Source organism: Pseudomonas sp. Irchel s3b5 (genome assembly GCF_900187435.1).
Classification (GTDB): Bacteria; Pseudomonadota; Gammaproteobacteria; order Pseudomonadales; family Pseudomonadaceae; genus Aquipseudomonas.
In genome coordinates this window covers 50,247-70,443 of the sequence record NZ_FYDY01000028.1, presented here as the reverse complement: position 1 = coordinate 70,443, position 20,197 = coordinate 50,247, and the positions used below count along the sequence as shown (strand labels likewise).

Below are 20,197 nucleotides of genomic sequence, written 5' to 3'. Positions count from 1 at the left end.
GTTGATGAATCGGTGCTGATCTACAACGCGGAGCGGCCACATCTGGCCTTGAAATACAAAACGCCCGATGCAGTGCATCGGGCGTTTTGAGACTGAAACAGGTGTAAACCTATTTCAGGACTAGACACGAATGTTTTTACCCGCGCCAAAAAAGATCGTAGCCTTCGGCAGCGCCTACAAAGTCATCCGAAGGCTGCGATCTTTTGAGCTTCTGGCGTTTACCAGGTCACGCCAAACCCGGCTGTGTAGCGGGTCTTGTCCAGATCGGCATCGTCGGTGCCGTCGATGATATTGCGTTCCGCCTTCAGATTGAGCGATGCCCAGTCGGTCACCTTGTAGCGCAGGCCTATCTCTGTATCCAGCGCGTAATTGGCCACATCTGTCAGCGGCTTGCCCACCTCGCCGTTAGTGAAGAACTCCACTTTCTTGCCCACCAGGTAACGGTTGTAATCCCACTTCATGGCCACGGAATAGAAGTTCTCCTTGCTGCCGTCGGCGAACTCATAGTCCGTGCGGTTGACCAACGAACCGAGAGAGAACGCGCCCAGCTCATTGTCCCAGAACTGATAACCAGGACCGGTACCGGCCGTGCGCTGGCGGGAAAGATCTTCAACCTTGTCACGCTTGTAGACCAGGCGACCTTGCCAGAACCACTTGTCAGTGAGGAAACGGTCAAGGGAATATTCGCCGCGCCAGTTGTCTGTCGTGACCACGTCATCCTGGAACTCCCGGTTGTACTCGCCTTCGGCGATGTGCCGCCAGCGACCATGGCGCGCAGAAGTCCTGAAGTCGATATCGTAATCGTCGGTGTCATTGTCGGCGCGCTGGTAATCCAGAGCAGCGTCAATGCTGCCCTTCCAGACCAGATCTTCGACCACTGGCTTGGGCTTGAGCATCTGCTGGATGCTCGCGAGCGCGACCGTCTTGGGCGCATCACCATTGACCAGGGTCACCTTGCCATCCTCCGCGGCGTGCAGCGACTTGGTCACCTCCCCGGTGTAGGCATCCTGTTTGACCAACAAGTGCTGGTCACTCTCAAGGGTTTTCACCTTGCTCCAGTCGATCGGTACCGCACCGGCGTACTCGGTCTGGACCAACAACTTTCCGCCATCGAACAGAATGATCTTGCCACTCAACTTGTCACCGTTCTTCAACCAGACGGTATCAGCGAGCAAGGGCATAGAAGCACTGACGACAGCGAGACACAGCAGGGTTCTGGACAACATAAACAGATAGAGGCTCTGGAATTCGAAAAAAGTCGGCATTATCCGTAGGAATAGTGCACTAGCAAGGACTGACCCGACGATTTCTATTGAGTTCATTTCTCAATTGGCGATCCAGGATTTACTCTACAAACGGTACTGTGCATTTTTCAGGAACTCTGGACGTGACCGAATCCACCCCCGAACCCGAGAGCGCCGCGCAAATCCGACGCACGGCGCTGTATCTGACCCTCGCGCAAGTGCCCGAAGGTAAAGTTGTGAGCTACGGTCACTTGGCCGAGCTCGCGGGACTGGGTCGCGCTGCCCGCTGGGTGGGGCGCACCCTCAGCCAATTGCCGGGCGACAGCAAATTACCCTGGCATCGTGTGCTGGGCGCAGGTGGCCGCCTGAGCCTGCCGGCCGGGAGCCCTTCGGGAGACGAACAGCGTGCCCGACTGCGCATGGAAGGGATCAGTGTCCTGAATAATCGTGTTGATATTCAGCGCCATGGCTGGCGTCCGGTAGAGCACAGCGGTTAGAGTGCGCGCTTTGTTTCCGTATTTCTTGAGGCAGACTTCAGCCCATGCCCCGTAAAACCTGGCGCGCCGCGCTCGCCGCTTATGCCAGCCCATCGACACTTGTGCTGTTGTTGCTTGGTTTCGCCGCCGGCCTGCCCTACATGCTGGTGTTTTCGACGCTTTCGGTCTGGTTGCGTGAAGCCGGTGTGGCTCGCGAAACCATTGGCTACGCAAGCCTGATCGGACTGGCCTACGCCTTCAAGTGGGTCTGGTCCCCCCTGCTCGACCAATGGCGCCTGCCACTGCTGGGCAAACTCGGTCGACGACGATCCTGGCTGGTGCTGTCACAGGCACTGGTGATCCTCGGCCTGGTCGGGATGGGCTTCTGCGACCCGCAAAAGCATCTGTCCTGGCTGATCGCCATCGCTGTTGTGGTGGCCTTTGCTTCGGCCACGCAAGACATCGCGGTGGATGCCTATCGCCTGGAAATTGCCGACGACAGCCGTCAGGCCGCCCTGGCCGCCAGTTACATGTCCGGGTATCGGATAGCCGCCCTGCTGGCCACGGCCGGCGCCCTGTTCTTCGCGGAAGGTTTTGGTTCCACAGGTTTCAATTACAAGCATTCGGCATGGGCCGGTACGTATCTGCTGTTCGGCGCCTTGATGGTTCCCGCCCTGCTGACCTCGCTGTTCATGCGCGAACCACCAGTGCCGCTGCGCACACAACTGCAGGCCGGGCGCTACAGCTTTGTGCATCAACTGGCTTCGGTGTTTGTCCTGATCGTGCTGCTGGTGTCTGTACCCGCCATGTTCACCCAGCTCTACAACACCGATTTCGCCAGCGTGCTGTTCGAAGGCGCGAGCGTGCTCGACCTGCTGCTCGAGGACCGCGCCTTCCTGCGGGCGATCCTCTACACACTCTTTACCGCTCTGTGCCTGTCAGCCATGGGACGCCGTGGTCTGGCGCCGGTGCTGACGCCGGTCAACGACTTCATCCTGCGTTACCGCTGGCAAGCGCTACTGCTGCTCGGGCTGATCGCCACCTATCGGATGTCTGACACGGTCATGGGCGTGATGGCCAACGTGTTTTACATCGACCAGGGCTTCACCAAGGACCAGATCGCCAGTGTCAGCAAAATTTTCGGCCTGATCATGACCCTCGTGGGCGCCGGCATGGGTGGCCTGCTGATCGTGCGATTCGGCATTCTGCCGATCCTTTTCATCGGCGGCGTCGCCTCGGCGGGCACCAACATCCTGTTCCTGATGCTCGCCGACATGGGCGCCAACCTGAACATGTTGATCCTGACCATTTCCCTGGACAACTTCAGTTCCGGCCTGGCCACTTCGGCGTTCGTCGCCTATCTGTCGAGCCTGACCAACCTCAAGTTCTCCGCCACCCAGTACGCCCTGCTCAGTTCGATCATGCTGCTGCTGCCGCGGCTGATCGGCGGTTATTCAGGCGTCATGGTGGAAAAATTCGGTTACCACAATTTTTTCCTGATCACCGCCCTGCTGGGCGTCCCGACACTGCTGCTGATCGCCCTGCACTGGTTCCAGGAGAACCGTCGCGCAGGCCCGACCCCAAGGCAGGAACCGGTGCCGACCCAGGTCGCGGAAGAATCGTAAGAAGCTTTTTGCAGGAACCTTTGCAGCGGGCGGCGTGAAATCCGCCCGCCGCCACACCACCGACCGCACGCCTGTACGCCAGCGGATCTCGCCCGTACAATGCTCCGTCATATTTCGTCATCAGCAAGCGATAACGGCCAACCATGCGCACCAGTCAATTTTTGCTCGCCACACAGAAAGAAACGCCTTCCGACGCGGTCGTGATCAGCCACCAGCTGATGCTGCGCGCCGGCATGATCCGCAAACTCGCTTCGGGCCTGTACACCTGGCTGCCGATGGGCCTGCGGGTAATGCGCAAGGTCGAAGCTGTCGTTCGTGAAGAAATGAACGCCGCCGGCTCTCTCGAAGTGTTGATGCCGAGCACTCAACCGGCTGAGCTGTGGCAGGAATCCGGTCGCTGGGAAGAATACGGCCCTGAATTGCTGCGCTTCAAGGATCGCCATGGCCGCGACTTCTGCGCCGGCCCGACCCACGAAGAAGTTATCACCGACCTGATGCGCAACGAATTGAGCAGCTACAAGCAGCTGCCAATCAACCTGTATCAGATCCAGACCAAATTCCGTGACGAAATCCGTCCTCGCTTCGGTTTGATGCGCGGCCGCGAATTCATCATGAAGGACGCCTACTCGTTCCATGCTGACCAGCCGTCGCTACAGGTCACCTACGACCGCATGCACCAGGCTTACTGCAACGTATTTACTCGCCTGGGCCTGAAGTTCCGCCCGGTAGAAGCCGACAACGGCTCCATCGGCGGCGCCGGCTCCCATGAGTTCCACGTACTGGCCGAATCCGGCGAAGACGACATCGTCTTCAGCAACGGTTCCGACTACGCGGCGAACATCGAGAAAGCCGAGGCTGTACCGCGCGAAACCTCCCGCGCCGCGCCGAGCGAAGAGCTGCGCCTGATCGACACCCCGAACGCCAAGACCATTGCGCAACTGGTCGAAGGCTTCAACCTGCCGATCGAGAAAACCATCAAGACCCTCGTGGTTCACGCTGAAGAGTCAGGCAAGCTGATTGCCTTGATCATCCGTGGCGACCATGAGCTGAACGAAATCAAGGCAGGCAACCAGCCTGGTGTCGCCAGCCCGCTGGTCATGGCCTCCGAAAGCGAACTTCGCGACGCCATCGGCGCCGGTGCCGGCTCCCTCGGCCCGCTGAACCTGCCGCTGCCGATCATCATCGACCGTTCGGTCGAGCTGATGAGCGACTTCGGCATTGGTGCCAACATCGACGACAAGCACTACTTCGGCGTGAACTGGGAGCGCGACCTGCCCGTTCCAACCGTGGCTGACCTGCGCAATGTCGTTGCCGGCGATCCAAGCCCGGATGGCAAAGGCACCCTGGAAATCAAGCGCGGTATCGAAGTCGGACACATCTTCCAGCTGGGCAACAAGTACAGCAAGGCGATGAAGTGCGAAGTTCTGGGCGAAAACGGCAAGCCGGTCACCCTGGAAATGGGTTGCTACGGCATCGGCGTGTCCCGCGTAGTGGCTGCGGCCATTGAGCAGAACAACGACGAAAAAGGGATCATCTGGAGCGACACCCTCGCACCTTTCCAGATTGCCCTGGTGCCATTGCGCTACGAAACCGAACAAGTTCGCGAAGCGACCGACAAGCTCTATGCGGAACTGACCGCAGCCGGCTTCGAAGTGCTGCTGGACGACCGCGACAAGAAAACCAGCCCGGGCATCAAGTTCGCAGACATGGAACTGATCGGCATTCCGCACCGGATCGTGGTCAGTGACCGCGGCCTCGCCGAAGGCAACCTGGAATACAAGAGCCGCACCGAGGCCGAGGCGCAAGCGCTGCCGGTCGCAGACGTGTTGTCTTTCCTTCAGGCCCGTATCCGCCGCTGAATCCAGATAGAGACGTCATGTTCAAGCGAAACACCTTAGGCCTCGGTGGCGCCGCCTTGTGCGGCGCCCTGCTGGTCAGCGGCTGTGCCAACCACATGTCACAACGCAGCGAGCACGAGGAACGTGTCGAGCGCAAATTGCTCGATCACAGCCTGCAGATCGATGTTGGTGAGCCCAAGGTGCTTGAGCTGCCGCAACGGCGGGTGAAGATCCACGAGCAGAAGACCTTCGAAGTCACCGAGTTCGAAGTCACGCGCCATTACGATCGCTATACACCGTACCAACCCTGGCGGGAGGTTTACGAAATCCCGCTGGGCGCGGTGGCGGTGGTGGCGGGTGTCGGTGCCAACGTGGTCAATGTGTTCACCCTCGGCAATCTGCCGGACAGCGTGACCAAGGACTGGCTCAGCTATGGTTTCGCCGGTCTCAACCCGTTCATGAACGTGCAGTCTCACGGCCGCGCGCAGCAAAACCTGGCCGGCATCGACGAGGTTCAGCGCGACAAGCGCACGGAATACTCAAGCCTGCCCTGGAGCGAACGCCCGGTCGAGGTCAAGGCCGGCAAGCAAACGTTCGAACTGAGCACCGACAAGAACGGCGTGTTGCGCCTGAACTTGCTGGACAGCCCGTTTGCCGAACATGACATCAATCATCTGAGCCGACTGCTGATCAAGGTCGAAGATGCCCAGGACGACGTGCACACCGACTCGTCCCTGGCCGTCAGCAGCACCTTGCGCAGCAAACTGTTCGAAGCCCACGGGTTGATTTATGACGACCTTGAAGGCGACGAAGTGAACCAGTGGGTACATCGGGTCAAGCGGCTGTCGGAACTGGGTCTTGAAGAAGAAGCCAGCGAACTGGAACAGAGCCTGATCGAACTGACGCGCAATGATCCGGAGTTGCAGGATGAGTTCCTGAAGTCCTTGGCCAAGGATGGCAAGCGTCTGGTGGCAACACCCCGACCGAATTAAAGCCAAAAAAAGATCACAGCCTTCGGCTGCTCCTACATCGGAATGCATTTCCCTGTAGGAGCTGCCGCAGGCGGCGATCTTTTGCTTTACATGACTTAACGCTCAAACAACTCCATCTGCTCGAACCCACCCCGCAAATCCTCCAGTCGCACCCCAACGCCCAACAACCGCACCGGTTTACCGCCGCGATTGAACGCCTGGGTCAGCATCAGCTGATAACTCCCCAGATCCCGCCCTGCCCCGGCCTGTTCAAGCGTGGTCTGGGTAAAGTCGTGGAATTTCACTTTGACGAAAGGCTTGCCCGGCCGATAGCTGCTGTCGATTCGCGCCATGCGACCTGCCAGGGTGTCCAGCAACTCAGGCAATTTATCCAGGCAACTTTTCAGATCCGGCAGATCCGCGTCGTAGGTGTTTTCGACACTGACCGACTGACGACGGCTGTCGTTATGCACTACCCGGTCATCAATCCCGCGGGCCAGACTCCAGAGTCGCTCACCAAAACTGCCAAATTCGCGCACCAGCGCCAATTTGTCCCACTCGCGCAACTGCGAGCAATCGGCGATCCCGAGCTTGCCAAGCTTGTCAGCCGTGACTTTGCCAACACCGTGAAGCTTGCTCACCGGCAAACCACTGACAAATTCTTCGACCTGATCCGGCGTGATCACGAATAAACCGTTGGGCTTTTTCCAGTCACTGGCGATCTTGGCGAGAAACTTGTTCGGCGCCACCCCGGCAGACACGGTGATGTGCAACTGATTGGAAACGCGGCGCCGGATGTCCTGGGCGATACGTGTCGCACTACCCGCGAAATGCGCGCTGTCCGACACGTCGAGATACGCTTCATCAAGGGAAAGGGGTTCGATGATGTCGGTGTAATCGCGAAAGATCGTATGAATTTCCTTCGAGGCTTCCCGATAGGCCTCCATGCGCGGCTTGACGATGGTCAGGTCCGGGCACAGTTTAAGGGCATGCCCCGAAGACATGGCCGAACGCACACCATAGGCTCGCGCCTCATAATTGCAGGTAGCAATGACCCCACGGCGATCCGCCGAGCCGCCCACCGCCAGTGGCTTACCCGCCAACTGTGGATCGTCGCGCATTTCGATGGCGGCATAGAAGCAGTCGCAATCGACGTGAATGATCTTTCGCTGGGTCATGTCGAAGCAGTGTTCATGGCAGAAAAAGGGGTCATGGTGTGTCGGATAAACAGTATCTCACTGACCCCTGTATATAGCACCAGTAGTCTGAATGTTCTTTTCCCCTTGTAGGAAAACACGCTGATGAATTTATTTTTTCAATCAGAAAGCTCACCACAATAGAGCCACAGCCCTTGCCCTGCCTCACTCTCAGCCCTTTCAATCACCCACAAAACGACCTAAGCGATTGAAGATGAACAGGTTTTATCAGAATTGAAGGTTGACACCCGAGCGCATCTCTATAGAATGAGCCACACAGACGCGGGATGGAGCAGTCTGGTAGCTCGTCGGGCTCATAACCCGAAGGTCGTCGGTTCAAATCCGGCTCCCGCAACCAAACATCAAAAAAGGCTACTCGAAAGAGTGGCCTTTTTTGTGCGCGCGTATTTCCTGCTAGACGCCAGCGAAGGTGGCCTTTGCTCCACCGCCAGACTCCCGACGTCTTTTCCTCTAGGAGCTCGCTTGCCAGCGAAGCAAGTCTTCCTGTTGATGCGACATTCAATAACGCCTTCGCCGGCAAGCCGGGCTCCTACAAATGAAGGCAGACGCCCCGGCCATTCAGAAATGAGAAATCCTTCAGATTCCAAAACTTAAGCCAACCCTGCGACCGTTTACCGCTGTTTTACGTTTATTTGACCCAACTCGGTATTAACGGTTGACACCCCGGCGTTTCTCTATAGAATGCCGCCACACAGACGCGGGATGGAGCAGTCTGGTAGCTCGTCGGGCTCATAACCCGAAGGTCGTCGGTTCAAATCCGGCTCCCGCAACCAAACATCAAAGAAGGCTACTCGAAAGAGTGGCCTTTTTTGTATCTGCTGAAAAAGTCCTTTCGCAACAATGATCTGTCACTGTGTAGCGAGCCGTTAGGGTCGCCCAACGCGCCGAGTTCAGGCTATGCTCACTCGCAGGCTGAAAACCTCTACTTCTGATAATGAATCGCCCCCCCCGGCATCCGATGATGGACGCCCGTATTTGAGATTATTTTTTCTACAGGGATTGGTAACTTGGCTGGATACCTCCATCCTGTCGCGCACAATCCAAGAGGTGATTGATGCTCGCCAACTCGTCTGACCCAAAAGACACTGTCACAGCAACACAACCGATCAAGGCCGAGCGCCTGCGCCTGCTTGACCGGATCAGCAAATACCGCCAACCCATCGGTCTGGCGGTCACGTTGTTGCTGTTCACGATCGCGCTGATTGCCTGTCGCCACCTGTTGAGCGAACTCGACCTCGACGCCCTGCACGACTCGATCCTCGAAGTGCCGCAACCGGCCTTGCTCGGCGCTTTGGCCGCAACCGTGGCAGGTTTCATCATTCTGCTGGGTTACGAGTGGTCCGCCAGTCGGTATGCCGGCGTGAGCCTGGCACCGCGCACCATGGCGCTGGGCGGCTTCACGGCATTTGCCATCGGCAACGCCATCGGTCTTTCGATGCTGTCGGGCGGTTCGGTTCGCTACCGCTTATATGCCCGCGATGGTGTGGGAGCGGCCGAAGTCGCCCGCATGACATTGTTTGCCAGCCTCTCGCTGGGTTGCGCCCTGCCCCCGCTGGCCGCGCTGGCAACCCTGAGCAACCTGCCTGCGGCTTCTGCCGCCCTGGGACTCTCCGCGACCTTGCTGGGCGCCATTGCGGTGGCCGTTCTGCTGCTGTTCTCGGTCCTGGCGATCGGGATCTACCGCCGTCGCCTTCCGGAACAGCCTGTGCCGGACAATCTGCTGGTGAAGATCGGACGCCGCACGTTGCGCCTGCCGGGGCGGCGCCTGACCTTCCTGCAATTGATCATCACCGCCCTGGACGTCGCCGCCGCCGCGACCGTGCTGTATCTCTTGTTGCCCGAAGCGCCACCGTTCGGCGCCTTCCTGCTGGTGTACTTGCTGGCCCTGGCCGCCGGCGTGCTCAGCCATGTGCCGGGTGGCGTCGGCGTGTTCGAGGCGATCCTGCTGGCCGCTTTCTCCGACACCCTCGGCGCCGCACCACTGGCCGCGGCCCTGCTGCTCTATCGCTTGATCTATGTCGTGCTGCCGCTGCTGGTGGCTTGCTTGCTGCTGTTGATCAACGAAGGCCAACGCCTGTTCCAGACGCGCCAGACCCTGCGTGCAGCTTCTGGCCTGGCTGCACCGATCCTGGCGGTACTGGTGTTCCTGTCCGGCGTGGTACTGCTGTTCTCCGGGGCCACCCCGGAAATCGACACGCGCCTGGAACACATCGGCTTTCTGATCCCTCATCGCCTGGTCGATGCCTCGCACTTTGGCGCCAGCCTGATCGGCGTGCTGTGCCTGCTGCTGGCCCAAGGCTTGCGCCGTCGCCTCTCGGCTGCGTGGATGCTGACCACCATTCTGTTGCTGGTAGGCGCCCTGCTCTCGCTGCTCAAAGGTTTTGACTGGGAGGAAGCCAGCCTGATGGTGCTGACGGCGAGCCTGCTGGGCGTTTTCCGGCGTTCGTTCTATCGCCCGAGCCGCCTGACCGAACTGCCCTTCTCGCCGTTGTATCTGGTGGCCAGCCTGTGCGTGCTCGGCGCCTCGATGTGGTTGCTGTTGTTTGCCTACCAGGACGTCCCCTACAGCCATCAGCTGTGGTGGCAGTTCACCCTCGACGCCGATGCCCCGCGCGGCTTGCGCTCGTTGCTCGGCGCGGCAGTGCTGCTGGTGGTGGTGTCCCTGACCTGGCTGCTGCGTACCGCGCGCCCGGTGATCCATCTGCCGACACCTGAAGAGCTGGAGCGAGCGAGCAAGATCCTCATGGCCTCCGCGCAACCGGATGGTGGCCTCGCATTGACCGGTGACAAGGCGTTGCTGTTTCACCCTAACGACGAGGCGTTCCTGATGTACGCCCGCCGTGGCCGCAGCCTGGTGGCGCTGTATGACCCGATCGGGCCGGGTCAGCAACGGGCCGAAATGATCTGGCAGTTCCGCGACCTGTGCGATCTCCACCACGCCCGCCCTGTGTTCTATCAAGTGCGTGCAGAGAACCTGCCGTATTACATGGACATCGGCCTGACCGCGATCAAGCTCGGCGAAGAAGCCCGGGTCGACCTCCAGCGTTTTGATCTCGAAGCCAAGGGCAAAGAGATGAAGGACCTGCGCTACACCTGGAACCGCGGCACCCGTGACGGCCTGTCGCTGGAAATCCATGAACCGGGCCAGGCGCCGATGGAAGAGCTCAGGGTAATTTCCGATGCCTGGCTGACCGGCAAGAATGTCCGCGAAAAAGGTTTTTCGCTGGGCCGCTTCAGCGATGACTACCTCAAGCATTTCCGCATCGCGGTGATTCGTTTCGAAGGACGCCCGGTGGCGTTCGCCAACCTGCTCGAGACCTACAGCCACGACCTGGCCAGCCTCGACCTGATGCGCGCACACCCGGAGGCCCCGAAGCTGACCATGGAATTCATGATGGTCGGCCTGATTCAACATTATAAAAACCATGGATACGCGCGCTTCAGCCTGGGCATGGTGCCGTTGTCGGGGCTGCAACCCCGTCGCGGTGCACCGTTGACCCAGCGCCTGGGCTCGATGGTATTCCGCCGTGGTGAGCAGCTGTACAACTTCCAAGGTTTGCGCCGCTTCAAAGACAAGTTCCAGCCTGACTGGGAACCCCGTTATATGGCCGTGCCCGCCGGACTCGATCCGCTGGTCGCCCTGGCCGATACTGCCGCCCTGATCGCGGGCGGCTTGACTGGATTGGTGAAACGCTGATGATTCAACGCTCCCTGAAGTACATCCTGGCCGTACTGATTGTGTTGGCCGTGATTCTCGGTGGCGGTTTCTGGTACCTCAAACGCCCGGCACCGGAACCGACCCTGGAACAGCTCACACCGGCCGATGGCGCCGCCATGACCCGCGTCACCCCCGGCACGACGCCGAAGGCTCAGGTGCTGGTGGTGGTCAACGACGACCAGAAGCTTAACGACAAGCAACTGACCACCCTGAGCCGCAGCGCTTCGGCGCAAATCGTCCAGGTGATCCTGCCCAAGGAATGTTTGCTGCAAAGTCGCGCCTTGCAAGCGGGCCTGCGTGAACTGAAAGGCCCCGCCACGCTGGTCAGCGGTATCGGCCCGGGCGCCGTGCTGGCCTGGCGCTGGTTGTCGGAACAGAAGAACGACAAGGCCCAGGCCATTTCGGTAGACCTGGCCCTGGAAAGACCCGGTGGATGCACTCACCTGTTGCCGAAAAGCGCCGCCCACGGCCATTGGCTGGTGGCGTGGAACGACAACCCGGACGACACCAGTGCCGGCTTCGTACGTGACCAGCCCAACGCCGAAACCAGCATCAGCGACTACGACATCAACCTGCCGCAAGTGCTGAACAACGAACTGCGCAAGATCCTCGTCGGCGGCGACAAAGCCGCTGGCGGCCTGCAGATCCCGGTGGTCGAAGTACCGGCAGGCCAGGCCAAGGACACCGTGACCCTGTTCCTGTCCGGTGACGGCGGCTGGCGCGACCTCGACCGCGACGTGGCGGGAGAAATGGCGAAGATCGGCTATCCGGTAGTCGGCATCGACACCCTGCGCTACTACTGGCAGCACAAGAGCCCTGAGCAAAGCGCGCTGGACCTGGCCGAACTGATGCAGCACTACCGCCAGAAATGGGGCACCAAGCGCTTCATCCTGACCGGCTATTCGTTTGGCGCCGATGTCCTGCCGGCGATCTACAACCGTCTGGAAGCTTCCGAGCAACAGCGCGTCGATGCCATTATCCTGCTGGCCTTCGCCCGCACCGGCAGCTTCGAAATCGAAGTCGAAGGCTGGCTCGGCAACGCTGGCAAAGAAGCCGCCACCGGCCCGGAAATGGCCAAGCTGCCAGCCGCTAAAGTGGTGTGCATCTACGGTGAAGAAGAAGTCGACGAAAGTGGCTGCACCGACAAGAGCGTCGTGGGCGAAGTCATCAAGTTGCCGGGCGGTCACCACTTCGACGAGAACTACCCCGCGCTGGCACAGCGTTTGGTGGATGTGATCGTGAAGCGTCAGGCGAAGGAAGCCGAAGCGAGCGCTCAAGAGTGATCTGATAGAGCCTCCCAAAAGATCGCAGCCTTCGGCAGCTCCTACATGACGCGGCGTACGCCCCGCAGGAGCTGCCGAAGGCTGCGATCATTGAACACAAAAAAGCCCCCGCTGCCTTCATGGCAACGGGGGCTTTTTGCTGGGGCTTACATCTCCACCTGCGTCCCCAGCTCAATCACCCGGTTCAGCGGCAGATTGAAGAAGCGCAGGTTGCCGTTGGCGTTTTGCAACATGAACGCAAACAGCGCCTCGCGCCAGCGGGACATGCCTTCGAGCTTGGAGGCGATGACCGTTTCGCGGCTGAGGAAATACGTGGTGCGCATCGGGCTGAAGTCCAGCTCATCGAGATGACACAGCTTCAGCGCTTTCGGTACGTCCGGCTCGTCGGTGAAACCGAAGTGCAGGATGACCCGGAAGAAGCCTTCACCGTAGGAATCGACCTTGAAGCGCCGGGTCGGTGGCACCCGCGGGATGTCTTCGTACACCACCGTCAGTAACACCACTTGCTCGTGCAGCACCTGGTTGTGCAACAGGTTGTGCAACAGCGCATGGGGCACGGCATCCGGTCGCGCCGTCAGGAACACGGCAGTGCCCTGAACACGGTGTGGCGGTTGTACGGCGATACTGCTGATGAAAATCGGCAGCGGCAATCCACCTTCATCAATCCGGTCGACCAGCAACTGCTTGCCACGCTTCCAGGTGGTCATCAGCACGAACAGCGCGAGACCGGCGATCACCGGGAACGCACCGCCCTGAACGATTTTCGGCACATTGGCGGCGAAGTACAAACCGTCGACCAACACGAAGCCCAACAGAACCGGCACCACCAGAACTGGCGGCCACTTCCACAGCAGCAGAATCACTGCCGACACCAGAATGCTGGTCATCAGCATGGTCCCGGTCACGGCTACGCCATAAGCCGAAGCCAGGGCGCCAGAGGATTCAAAGCCCAGCACCAGCAGGACCACGCCGACCATCAGCGCCCAGTTCACCGCACCGATGTAGATCTGGCCCTGTTCGGCGCTTGAGGTGTGCTGGATGTGCATCCGCGGAATGTAACCGAGCTGGATCGCCTGACGGGTCAGGGAGAACGCACCGGAAATGACGGCTTGCGAGGCAATGACCGTCGCCAGGGTCGACAGCCCCACCAGCGGGATCAACGCCCAGCTTGGCGCCAGCAGATAGAACGGGTTGCGGGCCGCTTCCGGATCACCGAGCAGCAAGGCACCCTGACCGAAATAGTTCAGCACCAGCGCCGGCAGCACGAGGATGAACCACGCACGGGCAATCGGTTTGCGGCCGAAGTGGCCCATGTCCGCGTACAGCGCTTCGGCACCGGTCAATGCCAGCACCACGGCACCGAGAATCGCCACGCCCATGCCAGGATGCACGATGAAGAAGCGCACGCCCCACACCGGGTTCATCGCTTGCAACACTTCCGGGTGCTGAATGATGCCGTAGACGCCCAGTGCGCCCAGCACCAGAAACCAGGTGACCATGATCGGCCCGAACAGAATGCCGATCCGCGCCGTGCCGTGACGCTGGATCAGAAACAGCGCGACCAGCACCACCAATGACAGCGGCACCACCCAATGATCGATGCCATCGAATGCCAGCCCCAGGCCTTCAATCGCCGATAGAACGGAAATCGCCGGGGTGATCATGCTGTCGCCATAGAACAGCGCCGCGCCGATCAGCCCGCAAACCACCAGAAAGCCGCGCAATTTGGCATGCCCCGCCGCCGCCCGCCGGGCCAGCGCGGTCAAGGCCATGATCCCGCCTTCGCCCTGGTTGTCGGCACGCAGCACAAACATCATGTACTTGATCGACACGACCCAGATCAGCGACCAGAAAATCAGTGCCAGAATCCCCAACACGCCGTCATGGTTGACCGGCACGCCATAGGCGCCGGAAAACACTTCCTTGAGGGTGTACAACGGACTGGTGCCGATGTCGCCATATACCACCCCGACTGCAGCGACCAGCATGCCGATCGGTTTTGCCGCCGAATGCTCGGCCCCCGCCGCCTGACTACTTGCCTGACCCATCCACCCCCCCTACTACCCAGACCCGGGCTTCTTTGAAAGAAGCACTATGCTTTGACGCGCAGCATGCGCTGTTTTACTTCACGTTACAGACGATTTGTTGACAGTAAAAAATCAGTAAAGGCCAACGGCGCGAAGCATAGCGCAGCACTCGTCGTATTTCCCTGCATAAAGCTGGTCAAGTGAACGACTCATCGCTAGAATTGCGCACTTTTTGATCAGAGGCGCACTTCAAGCGCCCGTCCGTCGGTTTGCCCTACGCGGCAGCGGCGTCACAAAACACCGAGGTTAGACATGTCCACCACTCCTGCGCCGGCCAATCCAAAGGTTGGCTTCGTATCCCTGGGTTGCCCCAAAGCACTGGTCGACTCCGAGCGCATCCTGACCCAGCTGCGCATGGAAGGTTATGACGTGGTGTCCACCTATCAGGACGCCGACGTCGTGGTGGTCAACACCTGCGGTTTCATCGATTCGGCCAAGGCCGAGTCCCTGGAAGTGATCGGCGAAGCCATCAAGGAAAACGGCAAGGTCATCGTGACCGGCTGCATGGGCGTCGAAGAAGGCAACATTCGCAACGTACACCCGAGCGTGCTGGCCGTGACCGGTCCGCAGCAGTACGAGCAAGTGGTCAATGCCGTGCACGAAGTCGTGCCGCCGCGTAAGGATCACAACCCGTTGATCGACCTGGTGCCGCCACAAGGGATCAAACTGACCCCGCGCCACTACGCCTACCTGAAGATTTCCGAAGGCTGCAACCACAGCTGCAGCTTCTGCATCATCCCGTCGATGCGCGGCAAACTGGTCAGCCGTCCGGTCGGTGACGTACTCGACGAGGCCCAGCGCCTGGTCAAGTCCGGCGTCAAAGAGTTGCTGGTGATTTCGCAAGACACCAGCGCCTACGGCGTCGACGTGAAATACCGCACCGGTTTCTGGAACGGCGCGCCGGTGAAGACCCGCATGACCGAACTCTGCGAAGCCTTGAGCACCCTCGGCGTCTGGGTTCGTCTGCACTACGTTTACCCATACCCGCACGTTGACGAGCTGATCCCGCTGATGGCCGCCGGCAAGATCCTGCCGTACCTGGACATCCCGTTCCAGCACGCCAGCCCGAAAGTGCTGAAGTCGATGAAGCGCCCGGCCTTCGAAGACAAGACCCTGGCGCGCATCAAGAACTGGCGCGAGATCTGCCCGGACCTGATCATCCGTTCGACCTTCATCGTCGGCTTCCCCGGCGAAACCGAAGAAGACTTCCAGTACCTGCTGAACTGGCTGACCGAAGCGCAACTCGACCGCGTTGGCTGCTTCCAGTACTCGCCGGTAGAAGGCGCTCCGGCCAATGATCTGGACCTGGAAGTCGTCCCGGATGACGTCAAGCAGGACCGTTGGGACCGCTTCATGGCGCACCAGCAAGCCATCAGCTCGGCGCGCCTGCAAATGCGCATCGGCCGTGAGATCGAAGTGCTGGTCGATGAAGTCGACGAGCAAGGCGCCGTTGGCCGCTGCTTCTTCGATGCCCCGGAAATCGACGGTAACGTGTTCATCGACAACGGCAGCAACCTCAAGCCAGGCGACAAAGTCTGGTGCAAGGTGACCGACGCCGACGAGTACGATCTGTGGGCTGAACAGATCTAAACGAAAAAAACACGAAAAGCCCCGCTCTATTGACGAGATGCGGGGCTTTTTTACGGCTATCGTTTGAGGTGGAAAGGACTCTCATCACTCACGCATAAAGGGCAGACAGGCATGCGCCAGCATTCGGTCATCCACACGCCGAAACAAAGCGATTACGAAGAACTGACCCGGGTCTGGGAGGCTTCGGTGCGCGCCACCCACGACTTCCTGCCAGACAGCTACATCAAGCTGCTGAAAGACCTGGTGCTGACCCATTACCTCGATTCGGTGATGTTGATCTGCACCAAAGATTCGAGCCAACGCATCACCGGGTTTGCCGGGGTTGCGGCGGGCAAGATCGAAATGCTCTTCATCGACCCGGCGTATCGCGGCCAGGGCCTTGGCAAGCGCTTGTTGCGCTATGCCCTGGAAAACCTCAACGCCGATGAACTGGACGTCAACGAACAGAACCCCCAAGCCCTCGGTTTTTACTTCAAACAGGGCTTCGAGGTCATCGGTCGCTCTGAAGTCGATGGCATGGGCCAGCCGTATCCGTTGTTGCACATGCGTATGCGCCAGCCGCAACTATTGACGCGCAATGGCTGACACGCACCTACAAAAAACTCTACGGTGCAAATGGAACCGGGATTAACCGGCGCCAGGCAGGTACAATGCCCACCCCCTTTTTGTTACGGCCCTGACATGACTGACCCGATTCGTCTCTCCAAACGCCTCATCGAACTCGTCGGCTGTTCCCGTCGGGAGGCTGAGCTGTTCATTGAGGGCGGCTGGGTCACCGTCGACGGCGAGGTCATCGACGAACCGCAGTTCAAGGTCGACAACCAGAAAGTCGAACTGGACCCGGAGGCCAAGGCCACTGCACCGGAACCGGTGACCCTGCTGCTCAACGTGCCTGCCGGCATGGACGCAGACACCGCCATGGCCAGCATCAGCGCCGAGACCCTCAGCGAAGAGCACCGCTACGGCAAACGTCCACTCAAGGGCCACTTCCTGCGCCTGACCGCCAGCACCGACCTGCAGGCCAATGCCAGCGGTTTGCTGGTGTTCACCCAGGACTGGAAAATCCTGCGCAAACTCACCGCCGACTCGAACAAGATCGAGCAGGAGTACGTGGTCGAAGTCGAAGGCGAAATGGTGGCTCACGGCCTCAACCGCTTGAACCACGGCCTGACCTACAAGGGCAAGGAGCTGCCGGCGGTCAAAGCCAGTTGGCAAAACGAAAACCGTCTGCGCTTCGCCATGAAAAATCCGCAGCCGGGCATCATTGCCCTGCTCTGCCAGGCTGTCGGCCTGAAGGTCATCGGTATCCGCCGCATTCGCATCGGCGGCGTGTCCATCGGCAAAGTGCCGCTGGGACAATGGCGCTACCTGTCCGGCAAAGAGAAGTTCTAAGGCTGCTCTTGCCGCCACACATTTCGGCGCCGTGCCTGGCCGCGACGCCCACAGCTGAATATCAGGACTGCCCACATGATTCATAACGACGTACTGCGCAGCGTGCGCTACATGCTCGACATCAGCGACAAGAAAGTCATCGAGATCATCAAGCAAGGCGGCATGGACGTGACCCTGCCGGACCTGCTGACCTACCTCGACAAGAAAGAGGAAGACGAGGAAGGCTTCGTACGTTGCCCGGACGAAGTCATGGCGCATTTCCTCGACGGCCTGGTGATCTTCAAGCGCGGCAAGGACGAAAGCCGTCCGCCGCAGCCGATCGAAGTCCCGGTGACCAACAACATCATCCTGAAGAAGCTGCGCGTCGCCTTCGAACTGAAGGAAGACGACATGCACGCGATCCTCAAGGCAGCCGAATTCCCGGTGTCCAAGCCTGAGTTGAGCGCGCTGTTCCGCAAGTTCGGCCACACCAACTATCGCCCGTGCGGCGATCAGTTGCTGCGCAACTTCCTCAAGGGCCTGACCCTGCGCGTTCGCCCGCAGTAATCGCCCATCCCTTGTAGGAGCCGGCTTGCTGGCGATGGCAATTCTCAAAACGCCATCGCCAGCAAGCCGGCGCCGACAAGGGCGGCTGTATGAATCCCCATTCCGCGCAAAAATAGTGGCTCCGCTTCCGACGACTGACGGCTAGGGTGTAATAACCATCAGCTCTCAGGACTTGCCATGCACCCCTACTTTTCCCTGCAAGGCCGCACCGCCCTGGTGACCGGCGGCACTCGTGGTATCGGCAAAATGATCGCCAAGGCCTATGTCGAAGCCGGCGCGACCGTGTACGTCTGTGCCCGTGATGCCGAAGCCTGTCAGCAAACGGCCGATGAACTCGGTGCACTCGGACGCTGCCACGCCATAGCGGCCAACCTGGCGACAGAAGAAGGCGTGCAGCAGTTGGCCACGCGCTTAGGCGAACAGATCACCCACCTCGACATTCTGGTGAACAACGCCGGCACCACGTGGGGCGCGCCGCTGGAGAGTTACCCGATCAAGGGCTGGGAAAAGGTCATGCAGCTCAACGTGACGTCGGTATTCAACTGCATCCAGCAGTTCTTGCCATTGATGCGCAAGGCCGGTTGCGAAGCCAACCCGGCGCGGATCATCAACATTGGTTCGGTGGCCGGGATTTCATCCTTCGGCGAACAGGCTTATGCCTACGGCCCGAGCAAGGCCGCCCTGCATCAACTGTCGCGGATTCTGGCGCGAGAGCTGGTCGGCCAGCACATCAACGTCAACGTCATCGCCCCGGGGCGCTTTCCGAGCAAAATGACCCAGCACATCGGCGATGATGAGCAAGCGCTGGCGCAGGATACGGCGCTGATTCCGATGAAGCGCTGGGGTCGAGAGGAGGAAATGGCTGCGCTGGCAATTAGCCTGGCGAGCACGGCGGGGGCCTACATGACTGGCAACATCATTCCGCTGGACGGAGGGTTCAGTCTCTAGCGGCGATGAGGCGGCTTGAGCCAGGTCACTCCAGTGTCTTGAGCCGCCCTTCGATAAACCGCCGCTCGGGTGCCTGCTGAGTCAACTCCAGCGCCCGCTCCCACGCCGCCCGCGCCTCGTCGAAACGCCCCAGTTGCCGACAAAACTCCGCCCGCGCCGAATGCGCCAGGTGGTAATCCTGTAAATCTCCCCGAGCCAGAATCCGCTCGACCAGCGTCAGGCCCGCCAATGGCCCATCACGCCGCGCCAAAGCCGCCGCCCGGTTCAACTCGACGACCGGTGACGGCACCGCTCGCAGCAGCACGTCATACAGACCGACGATCTGCGGCCAGTCGGTTTGCTCAGCCGTCGATGCTTCGGCATGCACTGCCGCAATCGCTGCCTGCAGGCAGTACGGCCCAAAACGCCCAAGGGTCAGCGCCCGTTCGATCAGCGCGCAGCCTTCGGCAATCAGTTCGGCGCTCCATAACGATCGGTCTTGTTCGTCCAGCACAATCAGCTCGCCACTGGCGGAGGTTCTGGCCGGCCGCCGCGATTCGTGCAGTAGCATCAACGCCAGCAACCCCATCACTTCAGGCTCCGGCAGCAACTCCATCAACAATCGGCCTAGACGGATGGCTTCGCGGGTCAGATCCTCGCGAATCAACGTCTCGCCGACAGACGCCGAATACCCCTCGTTGAACACCAGGTAAATCACCCGCAACACGTTGTCGAGGCGCTCGGGCAGTTCGGCGAGGCTGGGGACCTGATAAGGGATTTTCGCGTCGCGGATCTTCGCCTTGGCGCGCACGATGCGCTGGGCAATGGTGGCCGGCGCCGACAGAAACGCCCGGGCGATTTCTTCTGTCGTCAGGTCGCAGACTTCCCGCAACGTCAGCGGCACTTGCGCATCCGAGGCCAGGGCCGGGTGACAGCAGGTGAAGATCAAACGCAGTCGATCGTCTTCCACGTCTTCTTCACTCCAGTCGGCCTGCTCCAGCGCTTCCAGTTGCGCCACCAGCAACGGTTGCGACGCGGTAAAACGTGCGCGTCGGCGCAAGGCATCAATGGCCTTGAAGCGCCCGGTGGAGACCAGCCAGGCGCGGGGATTGGCCGGCACGCCGTCGCGCTGCCAGCGCTCGACCGCGATGAAAAACGCCTCGTGCAAGGCCTCTTCCGCAAGGTCGAAATCACCCAGCAAACGAATCAGGGTCGCCAGAATGCGCCGCGACTCTTCGCGGTAGACCCGCTCGACCTGCGCCTGAACCGGCAGCCCTGGCATT

15 protein-coding genes and 2 tRNA genes are annotated in these 20,197 nt (G+C 60.1%); 13 read left to right on the top strand and 4 right to left on the bottom strand.

What is annotated here, in order from left to right; genetic code table 11:
• Positions 1-218: 218 nt before the first annotated feature.
• Complete coding sequence (locus CKW15_RS23150) at positions 219-1,226, bottom strand: DUF481 domain-containing protein (RefSeq protein WP_095058827.1); 1,008 nt, start codon at positions 1,224-1,226, stop codon at positions 219-221.
• A 161-nt stretch (positions 1,227-1,387) separates the two neighbouring features.
• On the opposite strand from CKW15_RS23150, the gene CKW15_RS23145 reads away from it, so the two are divergent.
• From CKW15_RS23145 to CKW15_RS23130, 4 genes are all read left to right on the top strand, one after another.
• Entirely contained in the window at positions 1,388-1,741 is a 354-nt protein-coding gene (locus CKW15_RS23145) for an MGMT family protein (protein WP_095058770.1), read from the top strand.
• Between the two features lie 44 nt (positions 1,742-1,785).
• Positions 1,786-3,345, top strand: a complete 1,560-nt coding sequence (locus CKW15_RS23140) for an AmpG family muropeptide MFS transporter (RefSeq protein ID WP_095058771.1) — start codon at positions 1,786-1,788, stop codon at positions 3,343-3,345.
• Between the two features lie 143 nt (positions 3,346-3,488).
• A complete protein-coding gene (locus tag CKW15_RS23135) occupies positions 3,489-5,204 on the top strand; it encodes a proline--tRNA ligase (protein ID WP_095058772.1) in 1,716 nt (571 codons plus the stop codon).
• Positions 5,205-5,221: 17 nt separating this feature from the next.
• The gene (locus CKW15_RS23130; protein ID WP_095058773.1) at positions 5,222-6,175 is read left to right on the top strand and encodes a hypothetical protein; all 954 of its coding nucleotides are present in this window, start codon (positions 5,222-5,224) and stop codon (positions 6,173-6,175) included.
• Positions 6,176-6,270: 95 nt separating this feature from the next.
• Here the strand turns inward: CKW15_RS23130 and dinB are convergent, their stop codons facing one another.
• The gene (gene dinB / locus CKW15_RS23125) at positions 6,271-7,332 is read right to left on the bottom strand and encodes a DNA polymerase IV (RefSeq protein WP_095058774.1); all 1,062 of its coding nucleotides are present in this window, start codon (positions 7,330-7,332) and stop codon (positions 6,271-6,273) included.
• Between the two features lie 299 nt (positions 7,333-7,631).
• Between dinB and CKW15_RS23120 the strand changes: the two genes are divergently transcribed.
• The 4 genes from CKW15_RS23120 to CKW15_RS23105 all read left to right on the top strand — a co-directional run bounded on the left by CKW15_RS23120 (position 7,632) and on the right by CKW15_RS23105 (position 12,372).
• Positions 7,632-7,708: transfer RNA gene (locus CKW15_RS23120), tRNA-Met, on the top strand.
• Positions 7,709-8,067: 359 nt separating this feature from the next.
• A tRNA-Met gene (locus CKW15_RS23115) sits at positions 8,068-8,144 on the top strand.
• Positions 8,145-8,425: 281 nt separating this feature from the next.
• Positions 8,426-11,068 (top strand): bifunctional lysylphosphatidylglycerol flippase/synthetase MprF, encoded by a 2,643-nt coding sequence (gene mprF / locus CKW15_RS23110; protein ID WP_095058775.1) that lies wholly within the window; start codon positions 8,426-8,428, stop codon positions 11,066-11,068.
• Positions 11,068-12,372 (top strand): virulence factor family protein, encoded by a 1,305-nt coding sequence (locus CKW15_RS23105; protein WP_095058776.1) that lies wholly within the window; start codon positions 11,068-11,070, stop codon positions 12,370-12,372. The genes mprF and CKW15_RS23105 overlap by 1 nt, the downstream gene beginning before the upstream one ends.
• Before the next feature lie 146 nt (positions 12,373-12,518).
• Here the strand turns inward: CKW15_RS23105 and CKW15_RS23100 are convergent, their stop codons facing one another.
• A complete protein-coding gene (locus CKW15_RS23100; RefSeq protein WP_095058777.1) occupies positions 12,519-14,420 on the bottom strand; it encodes a potassium transporter Kup in 1,902 nt (633 codons plus the stop codon).
• Positions 14,421-14,711: 291 nt separating this feature from the next.
• Between CKW15_RS23100 and rimO the strand changes: the two genes are divergently transcribed.
• The 5 genes from rimO (at position 14,712) to CKW15_RS23070 (ending at position 18,935) form a co-directional block, all read left to right on the top strand.
• On the top strand, positions 14,712-16,049 hold the full coding sequence (gene rimO / locus CKW15_RS23090) for a 30S ribosomal protein S12 methylthiotransferase RimO (protein WP_095058778.1): 1,338 nt from the start codon (positions 14,712-14,714) through the stop codon (positions 16,047-16,049).
• A gap of 111 nt (positions 16,050-16,160) precedes the next feature.
• Positions 16,161-16,634: a GNAT family N-acetyltransferase gene (locus tag CKW15_RS23085; protein ID WP_095058779.1), complete on the top strand. Its 474-nt coding sequence runs from the start codon at positions 16,161-16,163 to the stop codon at positions 16,632-16,634.
• A gap of 96 nt (positions 16,635-16,730) precedes the next feature.
• Positions 16,731-17,441 (top strand): rRNA pseudouridine synthase, encoded by a 711-nt coding sequence (locus tag CKW15_RS23080; RefSeq protein WP_095058780.1) that lies wholly within the window; start codon positions 16,731-16,733, stop codon positions 17,439-17,441.
• Between the two features lie 75 nt (positions 17,442-17,516).
• Positions 17,517-17,987: a DUF1456 family protein gene (locus CKW15_RS23075; protein WP_095058781.1), complete on the top strand. Its 471-nt coding sequence runs from the start codon at positions 17,517-17,519 to the stop codon at positions 17,985-17,987.
• 177 nt (positions 17,988-18,164) lie between these two features.
• Complete coding sequence (locus CKW15_RS23070) at positions 18,165-18,935, top strand: SDR family oxidoreductase (RefSeq protein ID WP_095058782.1); 771 nt, start codon at positions 18,165-18,167, stop codon at positions 18,933-18,935.
• A gap of 25 nt (positions 18,936-18,960) precedes the next feature.
• On the opposite strand, the gene CKW15_RS23065 is transcribed toward CKW15_RS23070, so the two are convergent.
• Positions 18,961-20,196, bottom strand: coding sequence for an RNA polymerase sigma factor (locus tag CKW15_RS23065; RefSeq protein WP_095058783.1), 1,236 nt, complete (start codon positions 20,194-20,196; stop codon positions 18,961-18,963).
• Between the last annotated feature and the right edge of the window lies 1 nt (position 20,197).

Excerpts from the sequence above, each read along its gene's own strand:
- CKW15_RS23075 (WP_095058781.1), top strand. The coding sequence starts at position 17,517 with ATGATTCATAACGACGTACTGCGCAGCGTGCGCTACATGCTCGACATC.
- CKW15_RS23105 (WP_095058776.1), top strand. The coding sequence starts at position 11,068 with ATGATTCAACGCTCCCTGAAGTACATCCTGGCCGTACTGATTGTGTTG.
- dinB (WP_095058774.1), bottom strand. The coding sequence starts at position 7,332 with ATGACCCAGCGAAAGATCATTCACGTCGATTGCGACTGCTTCTATGCC.
- CKW15_RS23135 (WP_095058772.1), top strand. The coding sequence starts at position 3,489 with ATGCGCACCAGTCAATTTTTGCTCGCCACACAGAAAGAAACGCCTTCC.
- mprF (WP_095058775.1), top strand. The coding sequence starts at position 8,426 with ATGCTCGCCAACTCGTCTGACCCAAAAGACACTGTCACAGCAACACAA.
- CKW15_RS23100 (WP_095058777.1), bottom strand. The coding sequence starts at position 14,420 with ATGGGTCAGGCAAGTAGTCAGGCGGCGGGGGCCGAGCATTCGGCGGCA.
- CKW15_RS23085 (WP_095058779.1), top strand. The coding sequence starts at position 16,161 with ATGCGCCAGCATTCGGTCATCCACACGCCGAAACAAAGCGATTACGAA.
- rimO (WP_095058778.1), top strand. The coding sequence starts at position 14,712 with ATGTCCACCACTCCTGCGCCGGCCAATCCAAAGGTTGGCTTCGTATCC.
- CKW15_RS23080 (WP_095058780.1), top strand. The coding sequence starts at position 16,731 with ATGACTGACCCGATTCGTCTCTCCAAACGCCTCATCGAACTCGTCGGC.
- CKW15_RS23130 (WP_095058773.1), top strand. The coding sequence starts at position 5,222 with ATGTTCAAGCGAAACACCTTAGGCCTCGGTGGCGCCGCCTTGTGCGGC.
- CKW15_RS23070 (WP_095058782.1), top strand. The coding sequence starts at position 18,165 with ATGCACCCCTACTTTTCCCTGCAAGGCCGCACCGCCCTGGTGACCGGC.
- CKW15_RS23140 (WP_095058771.1), top strand. The coding sequence starts at position 1,786 with ATGCCCCGTAAAACCTGGCGCGCCGCGCTCGCCGCTTATGCCAGCCCA.
- CKW15_RS23065 (WP_095058783.1), bottom strand. The coding sequence starts at position 20,196 with ATGCCAGGGCTGCCGGTTCAGGCGCAGGTCGAGCGGGTCTACCGCGAA.
- CKW15_RS23150 (WP_095058827.1), bottom strand. The coding sequence starts at position 1,226 with ATGTTGTCCAGAACCCTGCTGTGTCTCGCTGTCGTCAGTGCTTCTATG.